Genomic DNA, 16170 nt, shown 5'->3' on the forward strand with positions numbered 1-16170 from the left:
AATGCGTTTTACCCTGCCGGACTTCTTTTCCAATGATATCGGCATCGATCTCGGTACGGCAAACACGCTCGTTTACGTGCGCGGCAGAGGCATCGTCATCAACGAACCTTCCGTCGTGGCGGTCAATACCAAGACCGGTAAAGTTGTTGCCGTCGGCGCCGAGGCCAAGGTCATGCTCGGCAGGGAACCACCCGACCTCAAGGCGCACCGGCCGTTGCGCGACGGCGTGATCGCCGACTTTGAATACACCGAAGCCATGATACGGTACTTCATCCGCAAGGTGCTCAAGAATTCGTTCTTCATTCGGCCGCGCGTCGTGGCTTGTATCCCCTCGGGGGTGACCGACGTCGAGATGAGGGCGGTCCGGGATTCGGCGGAGCGGGCCGGCGCCAAGGAAGTGATGCTGATCTCCGAACCCATGGCGGCCGCCATCGGCTGTTCCCTGCCCGTGGAAGAGCCGGTGGGGAGCATGATCATCGACATCGGCGGCGGGACCTCGGAGATCGCCGTGATTTCCCTGGGCGGCATCGTGACGGCGAAGTCGGTACGCATCGGCGGCGATGAAATGGACGAGGCCATCATCAACCACATGAAGAACGACTGCAACCTTCAAATCGGTTTCAACATGGCCGAACAGATCAAGTGGAAACTCGGCTCGGCTTATCCCGTGTTCGACCGGGAACTGGAAATGACGGTAAAGGGGCTCGACCTGATCGACCGGATTCCACGTTCGGTCGTGGTCGATTCCCTGGCGATCCGCAGGGTACTTTCTCAACCGCTCGACGGCGTGATCATGGCGGTGAGGCAAACCCTGGAATTGACGCCGGCGGAACTCGCGGCCGATATCATCGATCGCGGGATCATCATCAGCGGCGGCGGGTCCCGGCTGCCTGGCCTGGACAGGCAAATCACGAAGGAGACGAAGCTGCCGGTAAGGCTCGACGACGAGCCCATGACCTCGGTAGTCCGGGGAGCGGGAAAGATCATCGAGAATTTCGCCGCTTTCGAGACGATGCTGAGCGTCCTGAAAGATTAGCATGTTCCGGTTCTTTTACATTCTCTACCACCATCGCCAGTACACCGCTTTCGTCCTTGCCATGATCATCTCGATCCTGCTGCTGACGGCGGCCCCGCAGCGACAGGTCGGTATCACGCGTATTGTCTGGCTGACGGTACTGACGCCGTTCCAGGAAGCGTTCGCCTTCATCCCTGCCTATTTCAATCTCAAATCCGAGAACCAGCTTCTGCGTCAGAAACTCGTCCAGATGCAGTTGCAGGCGGCCGACTTCGAGGAACGCAGATACGAGAACCAGCGGTTGCGCGGGTTGCTCAGCCTGAAGGAGAAAAACAGGTTCACCTACGTTCCCGCCGAAGTTATTGGCTGGAACACGGACCAGCGACTGAACACCATCGTCATCGACGTCGGCCGTTCCGAGCAGATCCGGAAGTACATGGCCGTAGTCATGGAAGACGGCGTCCTCGGTCGAATTATCGAAGTCGGCCTGACTTCGTCCTACGTCCAGCTGCTGACCAACAGGAACTCTCGGATCAGCGGTCTGGTCCAGCGAAGCAGGGAACAGGGGATCATCCGGTATGTAAATGATGCGTTGTACATGCAGTTGCCCCTCAGGGCCGATGTCCGCATAGGCGACCGCGTGGTGACGTCGGGCCTGGGGGAGACCTTCCCGTCCGGATTGCCTGTGGGCAGCATCGGCCAGATCGCGCTGGATAGCCGGAACCTGTTCAAGCAGGTTTCGATTACGCCCGCGGTGGAACTTAACCGCCTGGAGGAGGTGTTCGTAATCGCGGGTGAGGAAACGCCTGCCGCGGAAGATTCGCTCCTGGCCCAGTGACTTCGGTGAATCCAGGCCGGTTAAATGACCCGGTTTTCCCATGCGTCTAAAACACGTTATCCTGCTGTTCCTGGCGTTTGTGGTCGACAGCACCTGGGGACACGAGATCGCCATTCGGGGAATCCGGCCCGATTTCGTTCTGATGATGCTGATCTACGGCGCGATGGGATCGGGGGCCTTCGCGGGGACCATCCTGGGCTTCAGCGTCGGGCTGCTGGAGGATTTCAACGGCTCGCCTGAGCAACTGGGACTCAACGCCTTGTGCAATACGCTGGTCGCGTACGGTGTGGGCATTGCCGGAAACACGCTTTACCGGGACAGCCTCTCCACCCTGCTGCTCACGCTGCTGGCCGCCAGCTTCGTCCATTCCGCCATATACTGGCTGGTGTTTACCCGTTTCCAACTGGTCGAATCGGTTTACATGCTGGGAACGGTTTCGCTGCTCACGATGCTCTACACGATCTCCGTTGCGCTCCTGCTGATCATCGGATTGACCTATCGACAGGGACAGTTCAATGTCCGTTGGCTTTTCCCAGAATGACAGCCCCACCCACAGGGGCCAGTTATACCTGTTCATCGGCATCGTGACCGCGCTCTTTCTGCTGCTGGCCGTTCGCCTGTTTTATTTCCAGGTCATTTCCGGCGAGGAGTACCGGGCGCATTCGGAACGGAACCGTATCCGTCCCGTCGTGATCGAGGCGTTGCGTGGACTGATCATGGACCGCAACGGGGTCGTCCTGGCGGAGAACAGGCCATCCTATACCATCGCCGCCGCCCCTTTCGAGACCTCCGACGAGACCGTGGACTACCTGGGGGAACTCACCGGGCGGGAAGCCCGGGCCATCCGAATGCGTCTCCGCGATCCGGCGGTGAATCAGTTTAATCCCATACCGGTCCAGCGAAACGTTTCCTATGAAATCGCGTGCCGGGTCGAAGAACATCTTCCGGACCTGCCCGGCGTACTCGTTCAGATCACTCATGGCCGGATGTACGGCACGGGCACGCTGGCGAGCCACGTGCTCGGTTACGTTTCCGAGATCAGCCAACAGGAACTCGAGGGACGGAGCGAAGAAGGCTATCGTTCCGGGGATATCATCGGCAAAATGGGGGTGGAAAAGGCCTTCGAGCATCACCTTCGCGGACAGAACGGCCTGGAATTCATGGAAGTGAACGCGCGCGGGCAGGAACTCGGTCCGTTGCCCGGCATGCCGGCCCTGCTGCCGGAATCGGGAAACAACATCTATCTGACGCTGGACACCCGGGTTCAGGCTGTCGCCGAAGAGGCGATTCCCGATAGCCTGGCCGGTGCGCTGGTGGCGGTGGATCCCATGACCGGCGCGGTCATCGCAATCGTCAGCAGGCCCGGATTCGACCCTAACCTGTTTACGGAGCGGATTCCCCAGGAGACGTGGGATTCGCTTGCCAACCATCCCATGAAGCCCCTGTTGGACCGGACCCTGGACGGGCAGTATCCGCCGGCTTCCACGATGAAGATCGTAACGGCCTCCGCAGCGCTGGACGAGCACGTGGTCACGCCGTCAACGCTTCTCCGCCCCTGCAATCACGGCTACCAGTTCGGAAACCGCTGGGCGGGGTGCTGGACCGCCGGTCACGGTTCCTTGCCGTTCAGGGACGCCATGGCCCGGTCCTGCGACGTCTATTTCTACCAGGTGGGACACCAGCTGGGACTGGAACGCTGGAGCCGGTACGCCCGGGGCTTTGGCCTGGGAACGCCTACCGGTTTCGACGTGGGCGACGAACAGGGCGGCCTGGTTCCGGACACAGACTACTACGATCCTGCGGAAAACCGCGTATGGACGCCCGGAAAGATTCTGAACCTGGCGATCGGTCAGGGCGAACTGCTCGTCACGCCGCTGCAGATGGCGATGTTGACCGCCGCGGTGGCAAACGGAGGCACGCTTTACCGGCCCTACATACTCGACCGGGTGGAGTCCGCCGGCGGAGAAACTGTGGAATCCGGCGAATCGAGCATCAGGGACACGCTGTCCGTTTCCCCGGAGACGCTGCACCTGATCCGGGAATCCCTGATAAGCGTGGTCAATGAGGGGACCGCGCGGTCGGCGCGACTGCCCTACGCGCAACTGGCGGGCAAGACGGGCACGGCCGAAAACCCGCACGGCGACAGTCATTCCTGGTTTGTCGCGTATGCTCCGGCTGAATCACCGCGTATCGCCGTCGCGGCGATCATGGAGAATGCGCCGTCGGGTGCTGCCGTGCCGGTCGTACGCCAGGTTGTCGACACCTGGCTTTCGCTCGAACCGGTACCTGTCGCCGGTGTGATCGACGCCGGATACACGGAAGAAGCCTCGCATTAGCGCCCTTGGGCCCCGGGAGTACGCCTTATAAAACATGGAAACCCATTTAAGCCGCACGCTTGTCATCATCTCCATACTGTTGTCCGTGATCGGCATCATCGTGATCTACAGCGCCACGCGGGACGAGACCGGCCTGGGTACGTCCCGTTACATGCTGCAGTCCATGTGGTTCGTGGCCGGCATCGGGGTGATGTACATCACGTCGGTGCTGCCCATTCGTTTCCTCCAGGCCATGACTATTCCCGTTTTCGTCGTGGTGATGATCCTGCTGGTCGCCGTACTGGCCTCCGAAACCGTCAAGGGGTCCAGCCGTTGGATCAGACTCGGCTTCATCGGCATTCAACCTTCCGAACTGGCGAAGATCGCCGTTATCATGGCGCTCGCGCAGTATCTTTCCCAGTTGCGGACCAACATACACCGGCCCTCGGTCATGGCTACCTGCGGCGTGATCGTGGCGTTGCCCGTTTTTCTCATCCTGTCCCAGCCCGACCTGGGCACCTCCATCGTCTTCGGGGCGATCTTCTGCGGCGTGCTGCTCTGGGCGGGATTGAGCGTCCTCCAGCTGCTGCTCATGGTATCCCCCCTGATCGGCGTCGTGATCGGCGTCGTGAGCGGGTTCGACTGGGTCATCTGGTCCGTATTCATACTGATCGTGGCGGGCATCATGTACCTGAAGTGGCCGCCTCGGTTCGTCATCATATTCCTCACCGTCACGCATCTGGCCGTGGGCCTGGGTGCGGAGCCCCTGTGGGATTCGCTGCACGACTATCAGCAACAACGCGTCGAGACCTTTCTGAATCCCCAGGTAGATCCGAAGGGCGCGGGGTACCAGATCATCCAGTCCAAGATCGCCATCGGATCGGGCGGACTGCTCGGGCGCGGGTTTCTGCAGGGGTCCCAGACCAGCCTTGCGTTCCTGCCCGAACAGCACACGGACTTCATCTTCTCGGTCATCGCCGAGGAATTCGGGTTCGCCGGCTCTATGGCCGTCCTCGTCCTGTACTACGTCTTCATACTCATCGGGATCTACATCGCGATGAACGTTAAAAGCCGGTACCAGAGCCTGCTCGCGGCCGGCTGCGTATCCGTCTTCGTTTTTCACGTGATCATGAACGTGGGGATGGCCGTCGGTGTGCTGCCGATCGCCGGCGTACCCCTGCCCTTTCTCAGCTACGGCGGCTCCTTTCTGATGACCAGCCTGATCCTGTGCGGCCTGCTGCTGAACGTATGGCGCCATCGATTTGACTACTGAATGCGGTTTCACGCCTGAATGCCGGCTGCCGCCGCGAACGAGGAAAGTCCATGCATCCCATCCTTTTTGAGATCGGTCCGTTCACCGTACGCACCTATGGCCTGTTGCTGGCCGTTTCATTCATCGCGGGGATTCTTCTGGCGCTGAGGCGGTCCAGGGCGCGCGGCCTGAACCAGAACCAGATGATCAACATGAGCCTGCTCATCATGCTCGCGGGCATCGTCGGCGCCAGGATCATGTACGTCATACCCCACTGGAACGAGTTCAGCGCGAACCCCCTCGACATCATCAGTCCCTTTCAAAGCTCCGGTTCGATCGGCCTGACCGGCCTGACCATGTACGGCGGGTTCATCGCGGCAGTCCTGGTATCCATCCTCTACCTTCGCGTGAACCGGCTGTCCATATGGAAGGCCTGCGACGCCTTCGCGCCGAGTATCGCGCTCGGCATCGGCGTGAGCCGCGTCGGCTGTTACATGAACGGCTGCTGCTTCGGACTGCCCACCGAGTCCGCCCTGGGGGTGGTCTTCCCGGCGTTCAGCGCGGCAGGCTCGTTCTACCCGGACGTACCCCTGCATCCGGCCCAGCTTTACAACGCGGCGCTGGGCTTCGGTCTTTTCGGCCTGTTGATGTGGCTGGACCGCAGGCCGAGATACGACGGATTCCTCTTCGCCGTGCTGCTGATCGCCGAACCCATCACCCGGTTCTTCGTCGATCTCTTCAGATACTATGAATCGAGCATGACCCTGGGCAGCCTGGGCGGGGTGGCCCTGTCCGTAAACCAGGGGATCAGCCTCGTACTGATCGGCCTGGGACTCCTCCTACTTGGATGGACCAGGACCCGTGCGCGGCAACGCTCGCCGCGAAACCGGTCCCGTCGCGGGTAATGGTTCCGTGCGCGGCGGCCGTGCGTAATGGTACTGAGCACGGCGGCCGTGCGTAATGGTACTGAGCACGGCGGCCGTGCCAGTGCCTGACGTACGCTTCCTACCTTTTACACTTAAAATTCGAACAATACCCCGTCTTTTTTCGACGATTAGGAAGAAGGGGACTGCCGGACTCCGGGGCATGGTCCTGTCCGGCCTGTCCGGCCTGTCCAGCCAGTCCGGCCTTTCCGGTGGTTTCAGTGCGTGCCCGCTCGTGAGTGCCGATCGTTCCTGTCAAGGTTCGAGCCGATCTGATTGATGTCTATGGTTCTGTTTACCCAAACGTTACGCACGGCAGGCCGCACGGCCCTCGACATGGTATATCCCCCGTGCTGCGTCCTCTGCAAGGCCCGGATCTTCGACGAACGCAGCGCCCTCTGTGTCGATTGTGGATTGGGCCTGCTTTCGATCGATGCGCCGTACTGCGAACGATGCGGCCATCCGCTGGCCACCCCGGTAGCCTCGTGTCCGGCCTGCACGGGCCGCACATTCTATTTCGACGGCGCGTTTTCCGCGTTCCTGTTCAACCGGCCGCTTCAGGATCTCATCCACCTGCTCAAGTACCGGAACCGACCCGGGATCGGCCGGTTCCTGGGGTCCCTGCTGGCAAAAAGGGTTGAACAGGCCCCCGGGATACCGCATATTACGGGCGTTTTGCCCGTCCCCCTGCATCCGCTCAGAAGGCGGGAAAGGGGCTACAACCAGAGTACGTGCATCGCCCGGGGCCTATCCGACGTAACGGGCATTCCGGTGCTGGAAAACGTGCTTGGGCGAAACCGGAACACACCGACGCAGACTTCGCTGAGTCCCGAAGCGCGGATGGCAAATGTCGAGGGGGTGTTCGAAGTGGTCCGGCCCGATGCGGTGCGCGGCGCCACGGTATCGCTGCTCGACGACATATTCACAACGGGGGCAACGATTAACAGCTGTGCCCGGGCCCTGCTCCAGGCGGGCGCCGGCAGGGTGTTTGCCCTGACCGTCGCGCGCACCTGAGGCTTTTCGACTCATCGCTGGCGCCCTGGGTGACCTGACACGGCGGGCAGCCCGGCCCCTTTGTATCACCTGTACGCGGGAGAGAAGACATCTGATGCATATCGGTATCCTGACGGGCGGCGGTGATTGCCCGGGTTTGAACGCCGCGATCCGGGCGGTAACCAGGCGCTCGATCAAGTCTTATGGCTCGACGGTTCTCGGAATACGCAATGGATGGGCCGGATTGATCAACAACGATACCAGTCCACTCAGCCTGGTCTCCGTATCCGGCATACTGCACCGGGGCGGAACCATCCTGGGCACTTCCAGGACCAACCCGATGAAGGACGAAGGCAACATTGAACGGATCAAGGACAACGTACGGGATCTAAACCTGGATGCGGTCGTCGCCATCGGCGGCGAGGACACCCTGGGCGCCGCGGCCGCGTTGAACGAAGCCGGCATTCCAATGGTGGGCCTGCCAAAGACGATCGACAATGATATCGTCGGGACGGACATGACTTTCGGCTTCGATACGGCGGTCACAATCGCCACCGACGCCATCGACCGCCTGCACACCACCGCGGAGTCCCATCACCGGGTGATGGTCATCGAGGTGATGGGCCGGCATACGGGGTGGATCGCCATCAAGTCGGGGATCGCCGGCGGGGCGGACTGCATCCTGATCCCGGAGGTGCCCATGGACCTGGACGTGGTTTGCGCGCTCGTCAAACAGCGCATCGACCGGGGCAAGACGTTCAGCCTCGTCGTGGTCGCCGAAGGATTCACCATGAAGGACACCCCGGGCCAGGTGACCCAGGATGACCAGGTCGATGAATTCGGTCACGTTCGATTGGGCGGCATCGGTGAAATAGTCGGCGCCGAGATCGAACGACGGGCGGGCATAGAAACCAGGGTGACCATCCTGGGGTACATTCAGCGTGGAGGATCGCCTACGCCCTACGACCGCGTCCTGGCGACGAGGTACGGCGTGACCGCGGCGGACCTGGTGCACGACGGGGATTTCGGCAAGATGGTGGCGTTGAAGGGCTCGAGGATCGAGAGCGTGCCGTTGTCCGAAGTGACCGGCCGGATCCGCACGGTCGACATGGAGTTGTATGACATTGCCCAGGTATTCTTCGGTTAGTCTGCCAACGGAGTGGTTGTGAAAACGACGGCGCGCCGGTTGATCATCGCCGGCAATTGGAAAATGCATACCGACCTGGTCGAAGGCGCTTCGCTCGTCGCCGAGGTGATCGAACGCACGGAATCGCTCGCCCTGGACGCGGACCTGGTATTGTGCCCGCCTTTCACCCATCTGACCGTGGCGGCCACGCAGCTGTCCGGCAGTTCCATCTCGCTGGGCGCCCAGCACATGCACGATGCCCCTGAAGGCGCGTACACGGGGGAAGTGTCGGCCAGAATGGTGTTGACTTCGGGGTGCAGGTACGTTATATTGGGGCACTCCGAAAGACGGACGTATTTTGGTGAAACGAACGCGTCTGTCAACGGCAAAGTGAGATCTGCGATTTCAGCGGGTCTCACCCCGATCGTCTGCGTCGGCGAGACGCTTGAGGACCGGGAAGCCGGCCGTACCGAGGAGGTTGTCTCCGAACAGGTTCGAGCGGGTCTGTCAGGAACGGATCCCGGGTCGGCCGATGGTCTTGTCCTGGCTTACGAACCGGTCTGGGCGATCGGGACCGGCAGGGTAGCTACTCCCGAGCAGGCGGACCACGTGCACGGTCACCTGAGGAAGGAGATCGCGGATCTGTTTGACGACGACTTCGCCGACCGGATCCGAATCCAGTACGGGGGCAGCGTCAAACCTGAAAACGCGGGCGAGTTGATGAACCGGCCGAACATCGACGGAGCGCTCGTGGGTGGTGCCAGCCTGGACGCCGCCTCGTTCGAGGCCATTGTCCGGGCCGGACTGGAAATCAATGGCGGCTAGCGGAACCTGACCGGCCGCCGGTCGTCAATCGAAGGATACATACCGTGTTTACCACCGTGGTTGCAGTACATGTGCTGGTCTGTCTCGTTCTGATCCTGTCCGTCCTGTTGCAGTCGGGAAAGGGCGGCGGCCTGTCCAGCGCTTTCGGCGCGGGCGGACCTTCCGGTGGCGGCATGGCCGGCCAGATGTTCGGCGGCCGGGGCGCCGCGACTTTCCTGGGCAAGGTGACCACCGTGCTGGCGACGCTTTACATGCTGATCGTCATCGGTCTGAACCTGATCCCCGACGACGTGCAGGGCACGCGAAGCATCATCCAGGAAGAAGCCCTGAGAAACCAGCAGACGTCCCCCGCCCAGGGATTGCCCGACGCTGGATCGGGCCTGCCCCCCGCGCCCGGGGATCCAGGGTCCACGCCTTAGTCCATCGACTATAGTAAGGCGATCCAGCCGCCGGCCGGTCGTCATGACGCCGAAGTGGTGGAATTGGTAGACACGCTGTCTTGAGGGGGCAGTGGGAGAAATCCCGTCGCGGTTCGAATCCGCGCTTCGGCATCCTTTCCTTCATTTCTGTCGTACATCCCTGCCCTCGTGAATCCGGAGGCGTCCCATGCGTCCGGCACGTATACTGTTCTCCCTGTTCGCCGGCCTGGCGACCCTGGCCGTCGTCTCCGTATCTTCCGGCCAGCCTGGCCAGCCCGGCCAGCCTGGCCAGCCCGGCCAGCCTGGCCAGCAACCGCGCACGAATTCGGTGGGCAAGGTCATGCCTCCCGATGCCGCTTCCCTGTCGCAGCAGGTCATTCGCGTGATGAACATGGAGCCGCGCAGCATCGACTCCGGCATCCATCCTTACGACGACGAGGGGTTGGTCATGAGACCCTTCGAAACGCTGATGTGGCGCGATGAATTCATGCGGCCCGTTCCGGGGGCGGCCGAGCGGTACGAGCGATCCGAGGACGGCCTGACCTGGACCTTCTACCTGCGGCCCGGAGCCCGGTGGAGCGACGGACGACCGGTCACCGCCCACGATTTCGTGTACACGTTCCGGCGGAACATCGATCCCGCATCGGCGAACATCTACGCGAATTTCTACTACGACTTCAAGAACGCCCGCGCGATCAACCAGGGGCTGATAGACGATGTCACAACACTGGGCGTCCGCGCGCTGGACGACCTGACCCTGGTCATCGAAACCGAACAGCCAACGCCCTACCTCCTGCACATCATATCGTTCCCGGACACCTTCCCTGCGCCTCGATGGGCGATTGAAAAGTACGGCCGCAAATGGACCGAGCAGGGCAAAATCGTCACCAACAGCGGCTTTAAACTGTCCGAGTGGGTCTCCGGGAGCCATATCAAGTACGTGCCGGATCCCATGTACAACGGTCCGCACAAGCCCTTCCTGGAACAGGTTGTCCAGTTGTTCCGGGAGCCCGCGGCAGCCAACATCCTGCCCTACGAAAACGACGAAGTAGACATGGAAGCGGTCGACCTGGCGGAACTGCGCCGCATCCAGGACGATCCCCGGCTCAGCAAGGAGATCGTCCGTTCGCCGAGTTACCAGACCTGGTACTTTATTTTCAGGACCCGGGAACCCCCCTTTGACGATGTCCGCGTCCGTGAAGCCTTTGCCCGGGTCATCGACCGCGAGTCGATCTGCCGCGTGATTCTCCAGGGCGCCGGCATCCCGGCCTATTCCATGATTCCGCCGGGATTCGACGCCTACGCGGGACCCGAGTACGAGCCGATACAGGGATATGACCCGGAACGGGCCAGGGCGCTCATGGCGGAGGCCGGCTATCCGAGCGGACGGGGCTTCCCGACCGTAGAGACGTGGTTGAGGGCGCCCAACCCCATTACCCGCCGTATTGCCGAGGCGGTCCAGGGCATGGTGAGGAACCATCTCGGGGTGGACATCACCTTTCGCAGCGCCGATATGGGTTCCTACATGAGCGCTTTGTTCGACTGGCAGATTCCTCTCGGATTCATCGCCTGGGGGGCAGACTACCTGGATCCGAGGAACATGCTGGACATGACCTGGCATTCCAGGCCGCGGGGGGCGCAGCGACAGGACTGGACCCATCCCGACTTCGACAATCTCGTGGACCGGGCGGTCGGGGAATCCGACCCCGCACGGCGCACGGGGATATATAAGGACGCCGAACGTATCCTGGTGTCCGACTTCGGCGGGGCATTCGTCTATCATCCCATCGGTTACGGCCTGCGCAAGCCCTGGTTGAAGGGGTACTCCAGGCAGCCCGACGGGACGGTGGGAAGCCTACTGTGGACCGAAGTCTACATCAGTGAACGTTGAAGACGGACAGGGAGGCGCGTCATGACTGGTGAAAAACCTGCCATTCCCGCGGAACAGCGCATCAACATGAGTTGCGGGCAGACGCCCCTCTCGCCTGCCTGTCTCGCGGCCATCGGGAAGCAGCTCGTGGAGCCAGTCTATTATGCCCATTATCCCAAGGTCGAAAAAGAAACGTGCCTCATGCTCAAGCAGCTGATGCATACCGAAAACGGCCCCATGCTCATACCGGGATCCGCCGTGTACGGTCTGGAAGCGGCCATGCTCGGTACCGTGGAGCCCGGAGACCGCGTGCTGACCGTCCAGACCGGCGTCTTCGGCCGGCTGCTGACGGAACTGTCCAGGTTCGCGGGCGGGGATACGGCCGAGGTCGCACTCGAGGAAGGGCAGTCAGTCGACCCGGAAACGATCCGCGCCCGACTGCTTGACGACCCGGAAATCAGACAGGTCGCACTGGTCCACTGTGAGACCACGACCGGTACTTTGAATCCTATCGAGTCCATTGGACGAATGCTGAAGGACGAGTTTCCCCACGTGATCTATATGGTGGACTGCGTGTCGTCCTTCGGTGGGGTCGAGGTGCGCGTCGACGACTGGGGCATCGATCTGCTCGTCACCACGCCCCAGAAGTGCCTGAACGCACCCCAGGGCCTGGCGATCGTGGTGGCCAGCGAAAAGGCGTGGGACAAGATCGAAAACCTGAGGAACGCGCCGCGGGCCATGTGTCTCGATCTCCATTCCTGGCGGCGCTACGGCATGGAGGGAGGTGCCGCGATGGGGTACAATTCGCTTGAAGAGGGGAGCGTTCCCCGGGCAAAAAAACCTCATCCGCGGGACTGGCCCGTCCACGGCCCCCACGCGTCATACACCCTGGTCGCGGGGCTGCACGCCTCGCTGAAGGCCATCATGGACGAGGGGCCGGACCAGGTCTACCGCCGCCAGTACGTCGCGTCGAGGGCGGTCCACGCAGCACTGCGGGCCATGGGTCTCGGCATCTTGGCCGAAACCGAAGCGTCGGCCGCGCCCGTGGCGACCCGCATCGTGTTACCGGACCATCTGGATGCGGCCGAGTTGAACCGGATCCTCTTTGAAGAGCACGGTATCGCGATCAGCAGCCTCGCCCGGATCGGGACCATGGGCTTCATGGCCGTTCCGGAGCACGTGCTGCGGACGATATCGGCGCTGGAGCAGACCCTTGACAAGATGGGATGGGAAGTGGAGAAAGGCGCGGGCGTAGCCGCCGCACAGGATGTTCTCGAACGTTCGGAGGTCTTCAACGCCTGGATCCGAAGAGCCAGTCCCAGAAACCCTCGTCTCGATCCTCGTATGACCCGTCCCTCGTGACCTCCTCCGTGACGTAAAGCGTCGTCGACAGGTTGAGATGCTTGTCGCGGCGTATCGCGTAACCACCCCGCTCGTTCTGCTCGAGAGCCTCAGTGCGAAGATAAGGCTTCCACAGTTCGTTGTGCTGACTGTGCCACAGGAACACGCCGGCCACGTCCTCGACCACGATGCGTTCGGCCTCCTCGTATAGCGCAATACGTCTTTCCGGGTCGCCGATCAGATGATTGGCCTCCGACATAACGGATTCGAATCGCTGGCTGTACCAGGCATGGCGGCCCGTGGAAAGCCAGATGCCGAGCAGGTTGCTTGGATCCATGTAGTCGTAACCGTAGGGGATCATGGCGAAGGCAATGTTTCCCTGGTACATGGTTTCCATGAACAGTTTGGCCTCCGTGTTCTGCACGCCGATATCCAGGTTCAGATTGCGCTTGAGCATGGCCTGTACCGCCTGGGGCGCCTGGCCCCCCTGTAGATTGGTCCCCCTCATCCACATTACGGTTTGGGGGAACCCTCTGCCGTCCGGATAGCCGGCTTCCGCGAGCAGCCGGCGTGCCAGGTCGGGATCGTATCGCTGAACGGGCGCGAGTTCCCGGGTGTTTGCCGCGGGAAACCCGTCGGGCAACATGGACACCGCGGGAACGGCGACGCCCTGGAGGGCGGACTCGACCAGCGCTTCGGTATCGATGGCGTGGCTGAACGCCTGCCGCACCCGGAGATCGTCGAAAGGGGGCTTGAAAGTGTCCATCATCAGGTAGGTGGTCCCGAAGGCCGAATAGGTGACGAGCTGGTCCCTGAGCCGGGCATCTTGCTTTACACGGTTGATTTCCGCCTGGTTCGTCAGGATAGCCAGGTCCACCGCACCCGCCTCATAGGACGACAGCATCGGCGGGAGAACCGCGGCGTTGAAGAGCTTTGAGACCACTTTTTCGAGGTAGGGCTTGTGGGGTCCCCGGTAGTGGGGATTCGGCGTCAGCACGATCCGGTCCAGTTTCGACCATTCCTCCAGCCTGAAGGGGCCGCTGCCCAGCAGCGTTTCCGGTCTCGTCGACCAGCCCGGACCGTACTTCTCGAACAGGTGGGTGGGCGTTACCCAGCTGAAGGTCAGGATCAGGGGCAGGTAGGGCGTGGGTTCGTCGGTTGCAAAAGCGATCGTGTGATCGTCCATCGCCGTGACGCCCAGGGAGTCGAGGGGCATTCTGGCGGCGACGACTTCGCCCCAGTTCCTGATCGACCGGTAGAACCATTCGAAATCGAATCCCGTGGCCGGATCCGCCCACCGTTTGAAGGTGTCCTCGAAGTCGTGGGCCGTAAGGGGATGACCGTCGGCGAAGATCAGGTCGGGTTGCAGGTGAAACGTCCAGGTGAGCCCGTCCCCGGACACCTCCCAGCGCGTCGCGGCGGCCGGCAGCAGGTTGTAGTTCCGGTCCATGCGCACCAGCGGTTCGTTGACCAGGGCGTAATCATGGCCGATCACCTGGTAGTGGGAGACGGCCAGGTCCAGGTAGCGGTCCTCGGCCTTGAAACTGGTGAAGACCTGGTACTCGGGCGGGGCCGCGTCGGGCGGCAGCGGAATGCCGATGGAGTTGGTGTAGGTCGCGGGTGGATCCGCGTCCGGCCAGGCCAATGCGGCCGTGCCGGCGATCATCACCGCGGAGAGGAACGCAATGGCGAACCGGACACTCATGAAATCTCCCCTTCTTCCTTCGCTATGGATACCGGTCCATCCAGGTACAGGACCACTTGATCCGCTTCGATCTCCACCCGGTAGGTCTTGACCCGCAGCGCAGGATCGTAGAGCGCCTGGCCGGTGGCGAGGTCGAATTCCCACTGGTGCCAGGCGCACTTCAGGACCTGCTTCTCGCAATGTTCGACCGAGTAAACCTCATCCGCTGTCACATGGGGCCGCAGTCGGCCGAGACAGAGCGGACCGCCCTTGTGCGGACAACGGTTCCGCAGGGCGTAGAATCGGCCGCCGACATTGAACACGCCGATCCCGCCGCGCCCGTCCGCGGGCACGATACGCCGCTCACCCGGCAGAAGGTCTTCCACGGCAGATACCACGTATCGGCGGCTCATTAGCAGGGATTCCCGTGTTCGTCCAGGCCGTACAACTCCCGCGCCGTCTCCACGAACACACGCCGCTTCAGTCCGGCATCCACGCCGGGCAGTACCGCATCCGGCGATTCCCAGTCCCAGTGGGGATAGTCGCTCGCGTACACGAGGATTTCGTCCGCGTGCAGCCAGTCGAGGAAGGTCCTGAGGTCCTTGCGGGTCGGCGGCTGCTCCATGGGCTGGCATCCGAACCGGACGTGGTCCCGGATATACTCGCTCGGAGGCTTCCTGACCCAGGGCGTGTAGTCGCGGACCGCCTTCCAGTCGGCATCCATGTGCCACATCAGTCCCGGTACCCAGAAGGTATCGTGTTCGATGAAGAGGAATCTCAGGCCGGGGAATTTCTCGAAGGTACCTTCGCAGATCAGGCTCGAGACGTGCGCCATGGCGATCTGGGGCCGGGCCATGCGCATTTCCAGGTAATAGGAGGGATAACCGGCGGCCGTAGGCGCATTGGCAAAACCGGCGCCCTCCACGCCGAAGTGCACGCACATGGGAAGCCGGCATTCCTCCGCCGCTTCGTAAATCGGGTCGTAGAACCGGTTCCCGAAAGGCATGCGGCCCCCGGCGGGCATGATGACCTGGAGCACCTCGGGCCTGTCGCCGATCCGCCGGATCTCCGCGGCCGCCTGCTTCGGGTCGGACGGCGCTATGGCCACCGATGCGCGGAATCGGCCGTCCGCCTTGATCCAGGTCTCCAGGGTCCAGTCATTGAAGGCCCGGCACATGGCGGCGCCGAAGTCGGCGTCCGGGTGCACCGCCGCTCCGTACACCGTTACCCCCGTCAACAGGGCGACGTCGATGTTGTATTCGTCGAGATGGTGCTTGCGGGCCAGTTCGATGTTGCTGCTGGGATGGGTTTCGGTGTGCTCCCAGAGTTCGGCCCGGCAGCCGCCCTTCGGGAGATTGGTATAGACAAGGCCGGGCATCATGGACCCAAAGTCCTTCACGTACTCCACGTAATGACCAGGGAGGTAGGGAAATAGATCTTCGATTTCCACGACACCGTGGTGCAGGTCGCAGTCGATGAGACCGATGGGAGATGGGGTTTTCGATTCGGTTTCAGTCATGATCTGGTGGCAGCTCGCCAGGAAACCGGCGGAAATCGAACCCGGTGGAG

The 16170-nt window shown here is 62.0% G+C and carries 15 protein-coding genes and 1 tRNA gene; 13 read left to right on the plus strand and 3 right to left on the minus strand.

From position 1 onward, the window contains the following. Window position 1 precedes the first annotated feature (1 nt). The 13 genes from OXH56_07535 (at window position 2) to OXH56_07595 (ending at window position 12938) form a co-directional block, all read left to right on the plus strand. The gene (locus OXH56_07535; protein ID MCY3555158.1) at window positions 2–1036 is read left to right on the plus strand and encodes a rod shape-determining protein; all 1035 of its coding nucleotides are present in this window, start codon (window positions 2–4) and stop codon (window positions 1034–1036) included. 1 nt (window position 1037) lies between these two features. Beyond that, the gene (gene mreC / locus OXH56_07540) at window positions 1038–1853 is read left to right on the plus strand and encodes a rod shape-determining protein MreC (GenBank protein MCY3555159.1); all 816 of its coding nucleotides are present in this window, start codon (window positions 1038–1040) and stop codon (window positions 1851–1853) included. Window positions 1854–1893: 40 nt separating this feature from the next. Further along, window positions 1894–2394, plus strand: coding sequence for a rod shape-determining protein MreD (gene mreD / locus OXH56_07545; GenBank protein ID MCY3555160.1), 501 nt, complete (start codon window positions 1894–1896; stop codon window positions 2392–2394). Further along, window positions 2369–4189 (plus strand): penicillin-binding protein 2, encoded by a 1821-nt coding sequence (gene mrdA, locus OXH56_07550; GenBank protein ID MCY3555161.1) that lies wholly within the window; start codon window positions 2369–2371, stop codon window positions 4187–4189. The genes mreD and mrdA overlap by 26 nt, the downstream gene beginning before the upstream one ends. A gap of 34 nt (window positions 4190–4223) precedes the next feature. Next, entirely contained in the window at window positions 4224–5441 is a 1218-nt protein-coding gene (rodA, locus tag OXH56_07555) for a rod shape-determining protein RodA (protein MCY3555162.1), read from the plus strand. 50 nt (window positions 5442–5491) lie between these two features. Continuing rightward, window positions 5492–6325, plus strand: coding sequence for a prolipoprotein diacylglyceryl transferase (gene lgt, locus OXH56_07560; protein MCY3555163.1), 834 nt, complete (start codon window positions 5492–5494; stop codon window positions 6323–6325). Between the two features lie 354 nt (window positions 6326–6679). Next, window positions 6680–7357 carry a ComF family protein gene (locus tag OXH56_07565; GenBank protein ID MCY3555164.1) on the plus strand — a complete coding sequence of 226 codons (678 nt, stop codon included), beginning with the start codon at window positions 6680–6682 and terminating at the stop codon, window positions 7355–7357. Window positions 7358–7451: 94 nt separating this feature from the next. After that, a complete protein-coding gene (locus OXH56_07570; protein MCY3555165.1) occupies window positions 7452–8483 on the plus strand; it encodes a 6-phosphofructokinase in 1032 nt (343 codons plus the stop codon). Between the two features lie 18 nt (window positions 8484–8501). Further along, window positions 8502–9287 carry a triose-phosphate isomerase gene (gene tpiA, locus OXH56_07575; GenBank protein ID MCY3555166.1) on the plus strand — a complete coding sequence of 262 codons (786 nt, stop codon included), beginning with the start codon at window positions 8502–8504 and terminating at the stop codon, window positions 9285–9287. Between the two features lie 44 nt (window positions 9288–9331). After that, entirely contained in the window at window positions 9332–9706 is a 375-nt protein-coding gene (secG, locus tag OXH56_07580) for a preprotein translocase subunit SecG (GenBank protein ID MCY3555167.1), read from the plus strand. A gap of 48 nt (window positions 9707–9754) precedes the next feature. Next, a tRNA-Leu gene (locus OXH56_07585) sits at window positions 9755–9838 on the plus strand. A gap of 55 nt (window positions 9839–9893) precedes the next feature. Then, window positions 9894–11597 carry a peptide ABC transporter substrate-binding protein gene (locus tag OXH56_07590; protein ID MCY3555168.1) on the plus strand — a complete coding sequence of 568 codons (1704 nt, stop codon included), beginning with the start codon at window positions 9894–9896 and terminating at the stop codon, window positions 11595–11597. Between the two features lie 21 nt (window positions 11598–11618). Beyond that, window positions 11619–12938, plus strand: coding sequence for an aminotransferase class V-fold PLP-dependent enzyme (locus OXH56_07595; GenBank protein MCY3555169.1), 1320 nt, complete (start codon window positions 11619–11621; stop codon window positions 12936–12938). Here the strand turns inward: OXH56_07595 and OXH56_07600 are convergent. The 3 genes from OXH56_07600 to OXH56_07610 are packed head-to-tail and all read right to left on the minus strand — an operon-like array spanning window position 12868 to window position 16120. Then, window positions 12868–14622: a peptide ABC transporter substrate-binding protein gene (locus OXH56_07600; protein ID MCY3555170.1), complete on the minus strand. Its 1755-nt coding sequence runs from the start codon at window positions 14620–14622 to the stop codon at window positions 12868–12870. The two genes, OXH56_07595 and OXH56_07600, sit on opposite strands and share 71 nt — an antisense overlap. Beyond that, window positions 14619–15014, minus strand: coding sequence for a Rieske (2Fe-2S) protein (locus tag OXH56_07605; protein ID MCY3555171.1), 396 nt, complete (start codon window positions 15012–15014; stop codon window positions 14619–14621). Before OXH56_07605 ends, OXH56_07600 begins: the two co-directional genes overlap by 4 nt. Further along, window positions 15014–16120: an amidohydrolase family protein gene (locus OXH56_07610; protein MCY3555172.1), complete on the minus strand. Its 1107-nt coding sequence runs from the start codon at window positions 16118–16120 to the stop codon at window positions 15014–15016. The genes OXH56_07605 and OXH56_07610 overlap by 1 nt, the downstream gene beginning before the upstream one ends. Window positions 16121–16170 lie beyond the last annotated feature (50 nt).

The organism is Gemmatimonadota bacterium (assembly GCA_026702745.1).
Classification (GTDB): Bacteria; JAAXHH01; JAAXHH01; order JAAXHH01; family JAAXHH01; genus JAAXHH01.

What these genes read in the sequence shown, in the direction of transcription:
- OXH56_07535 (MCY3555158.1), top strand. Translation starts at nt 2, where the DNA reads ATGCGTTTTACCCTGCCGGACTTCTTTTCCAATGATATCGGCATCGAT.
- mreC (MCY3555159.1), top strand. Translation starts at nt 1,038, where the DNA reads ATGTTCCGGTTCTTTTACATTCTCTACCACCATCGCCAGTACACCGCT.
- mreD (MCY3555160.1), top strand. Translation starts at nt 1,894, where the DNA reads ATGCGTCTAAAACACGTTATCCTGCTGTTCCTGGCGTTTGTGGTCGAC.
- mrdA (MCY3555161.1), top strand. Translation starts at nt 2,369, where the DNA reads ATGTCCGTTGGCTTTTCCCAGAATGACAGCCCCACCCACAGGGGCCAG.
- rodA (MCY3555162.1), top strand. Translation starts at nt 4,224, where the DNA reads ATGGAAACCCATTTAAGCCGCACGCTTGTCATCATCTCCATACTGTTG.
- lgt (MCY3555163.1), top strand. Translation starts at nt 5,492, where the DNA reads ATGCATCCCATCCTTTTTGAGATCGGTCCGTTCACCGTACGCACCTAT.
- OXH56_07565 (MCY3555164.1), top strand. Translation starts at nt 6,680, where the DNA reads ATGGTATATCCCCCGTGCTGCGTCCTCTGCAAGGCCCGGATCTTCGAC.
- OXH56_07570 (MCY3555165.1), top strand. Translation starts at nt 7,452, where the DNA reads ATGCATATCGGTATCCTGACGGGCGGCGGTGATTGCCCGGGTTTGAAC.
- OXH56_07590 (MCY3555168.1), top strand. Translation starts at nt 9,894, where the DNA reads ATGCGTCCGGCACGTATACTGTTCTCCCTGTTCGCCGGCCTGGCGACC.
- OXH56_07595 (MCY3555169.1), top strand. Translation starts at nt 11,619, where the DNA reads ATGACTGGTGAAAAACCTGCCATTCCCGCGGAACAGCGCATCAACATG.
- OXH56_07600 (MCY3555170.1), bottom strand. Translation starts at nt 14,622, where the DNA reads ATGAGTGTCCGGTTCGCCATTGCGTTCCTCTCCGCGGTGATGATCGCC.
- OXH56_07605 (MCY3555171.1), bottom strand. Translation starts at nt 15,014, where the DNA reads ATGAGCCGCCGATACGTGGTATCTGCCGTGGAAGACCTTCTGCCGGGT.
- OXH56_07610 (MCY3555172.1), bottom strand. Translation starts at nt 16,120, where the DNA reads ATGACTGAAACCGAATCGAAAACCCCATCTCCCATCGGTCTCATCGAC.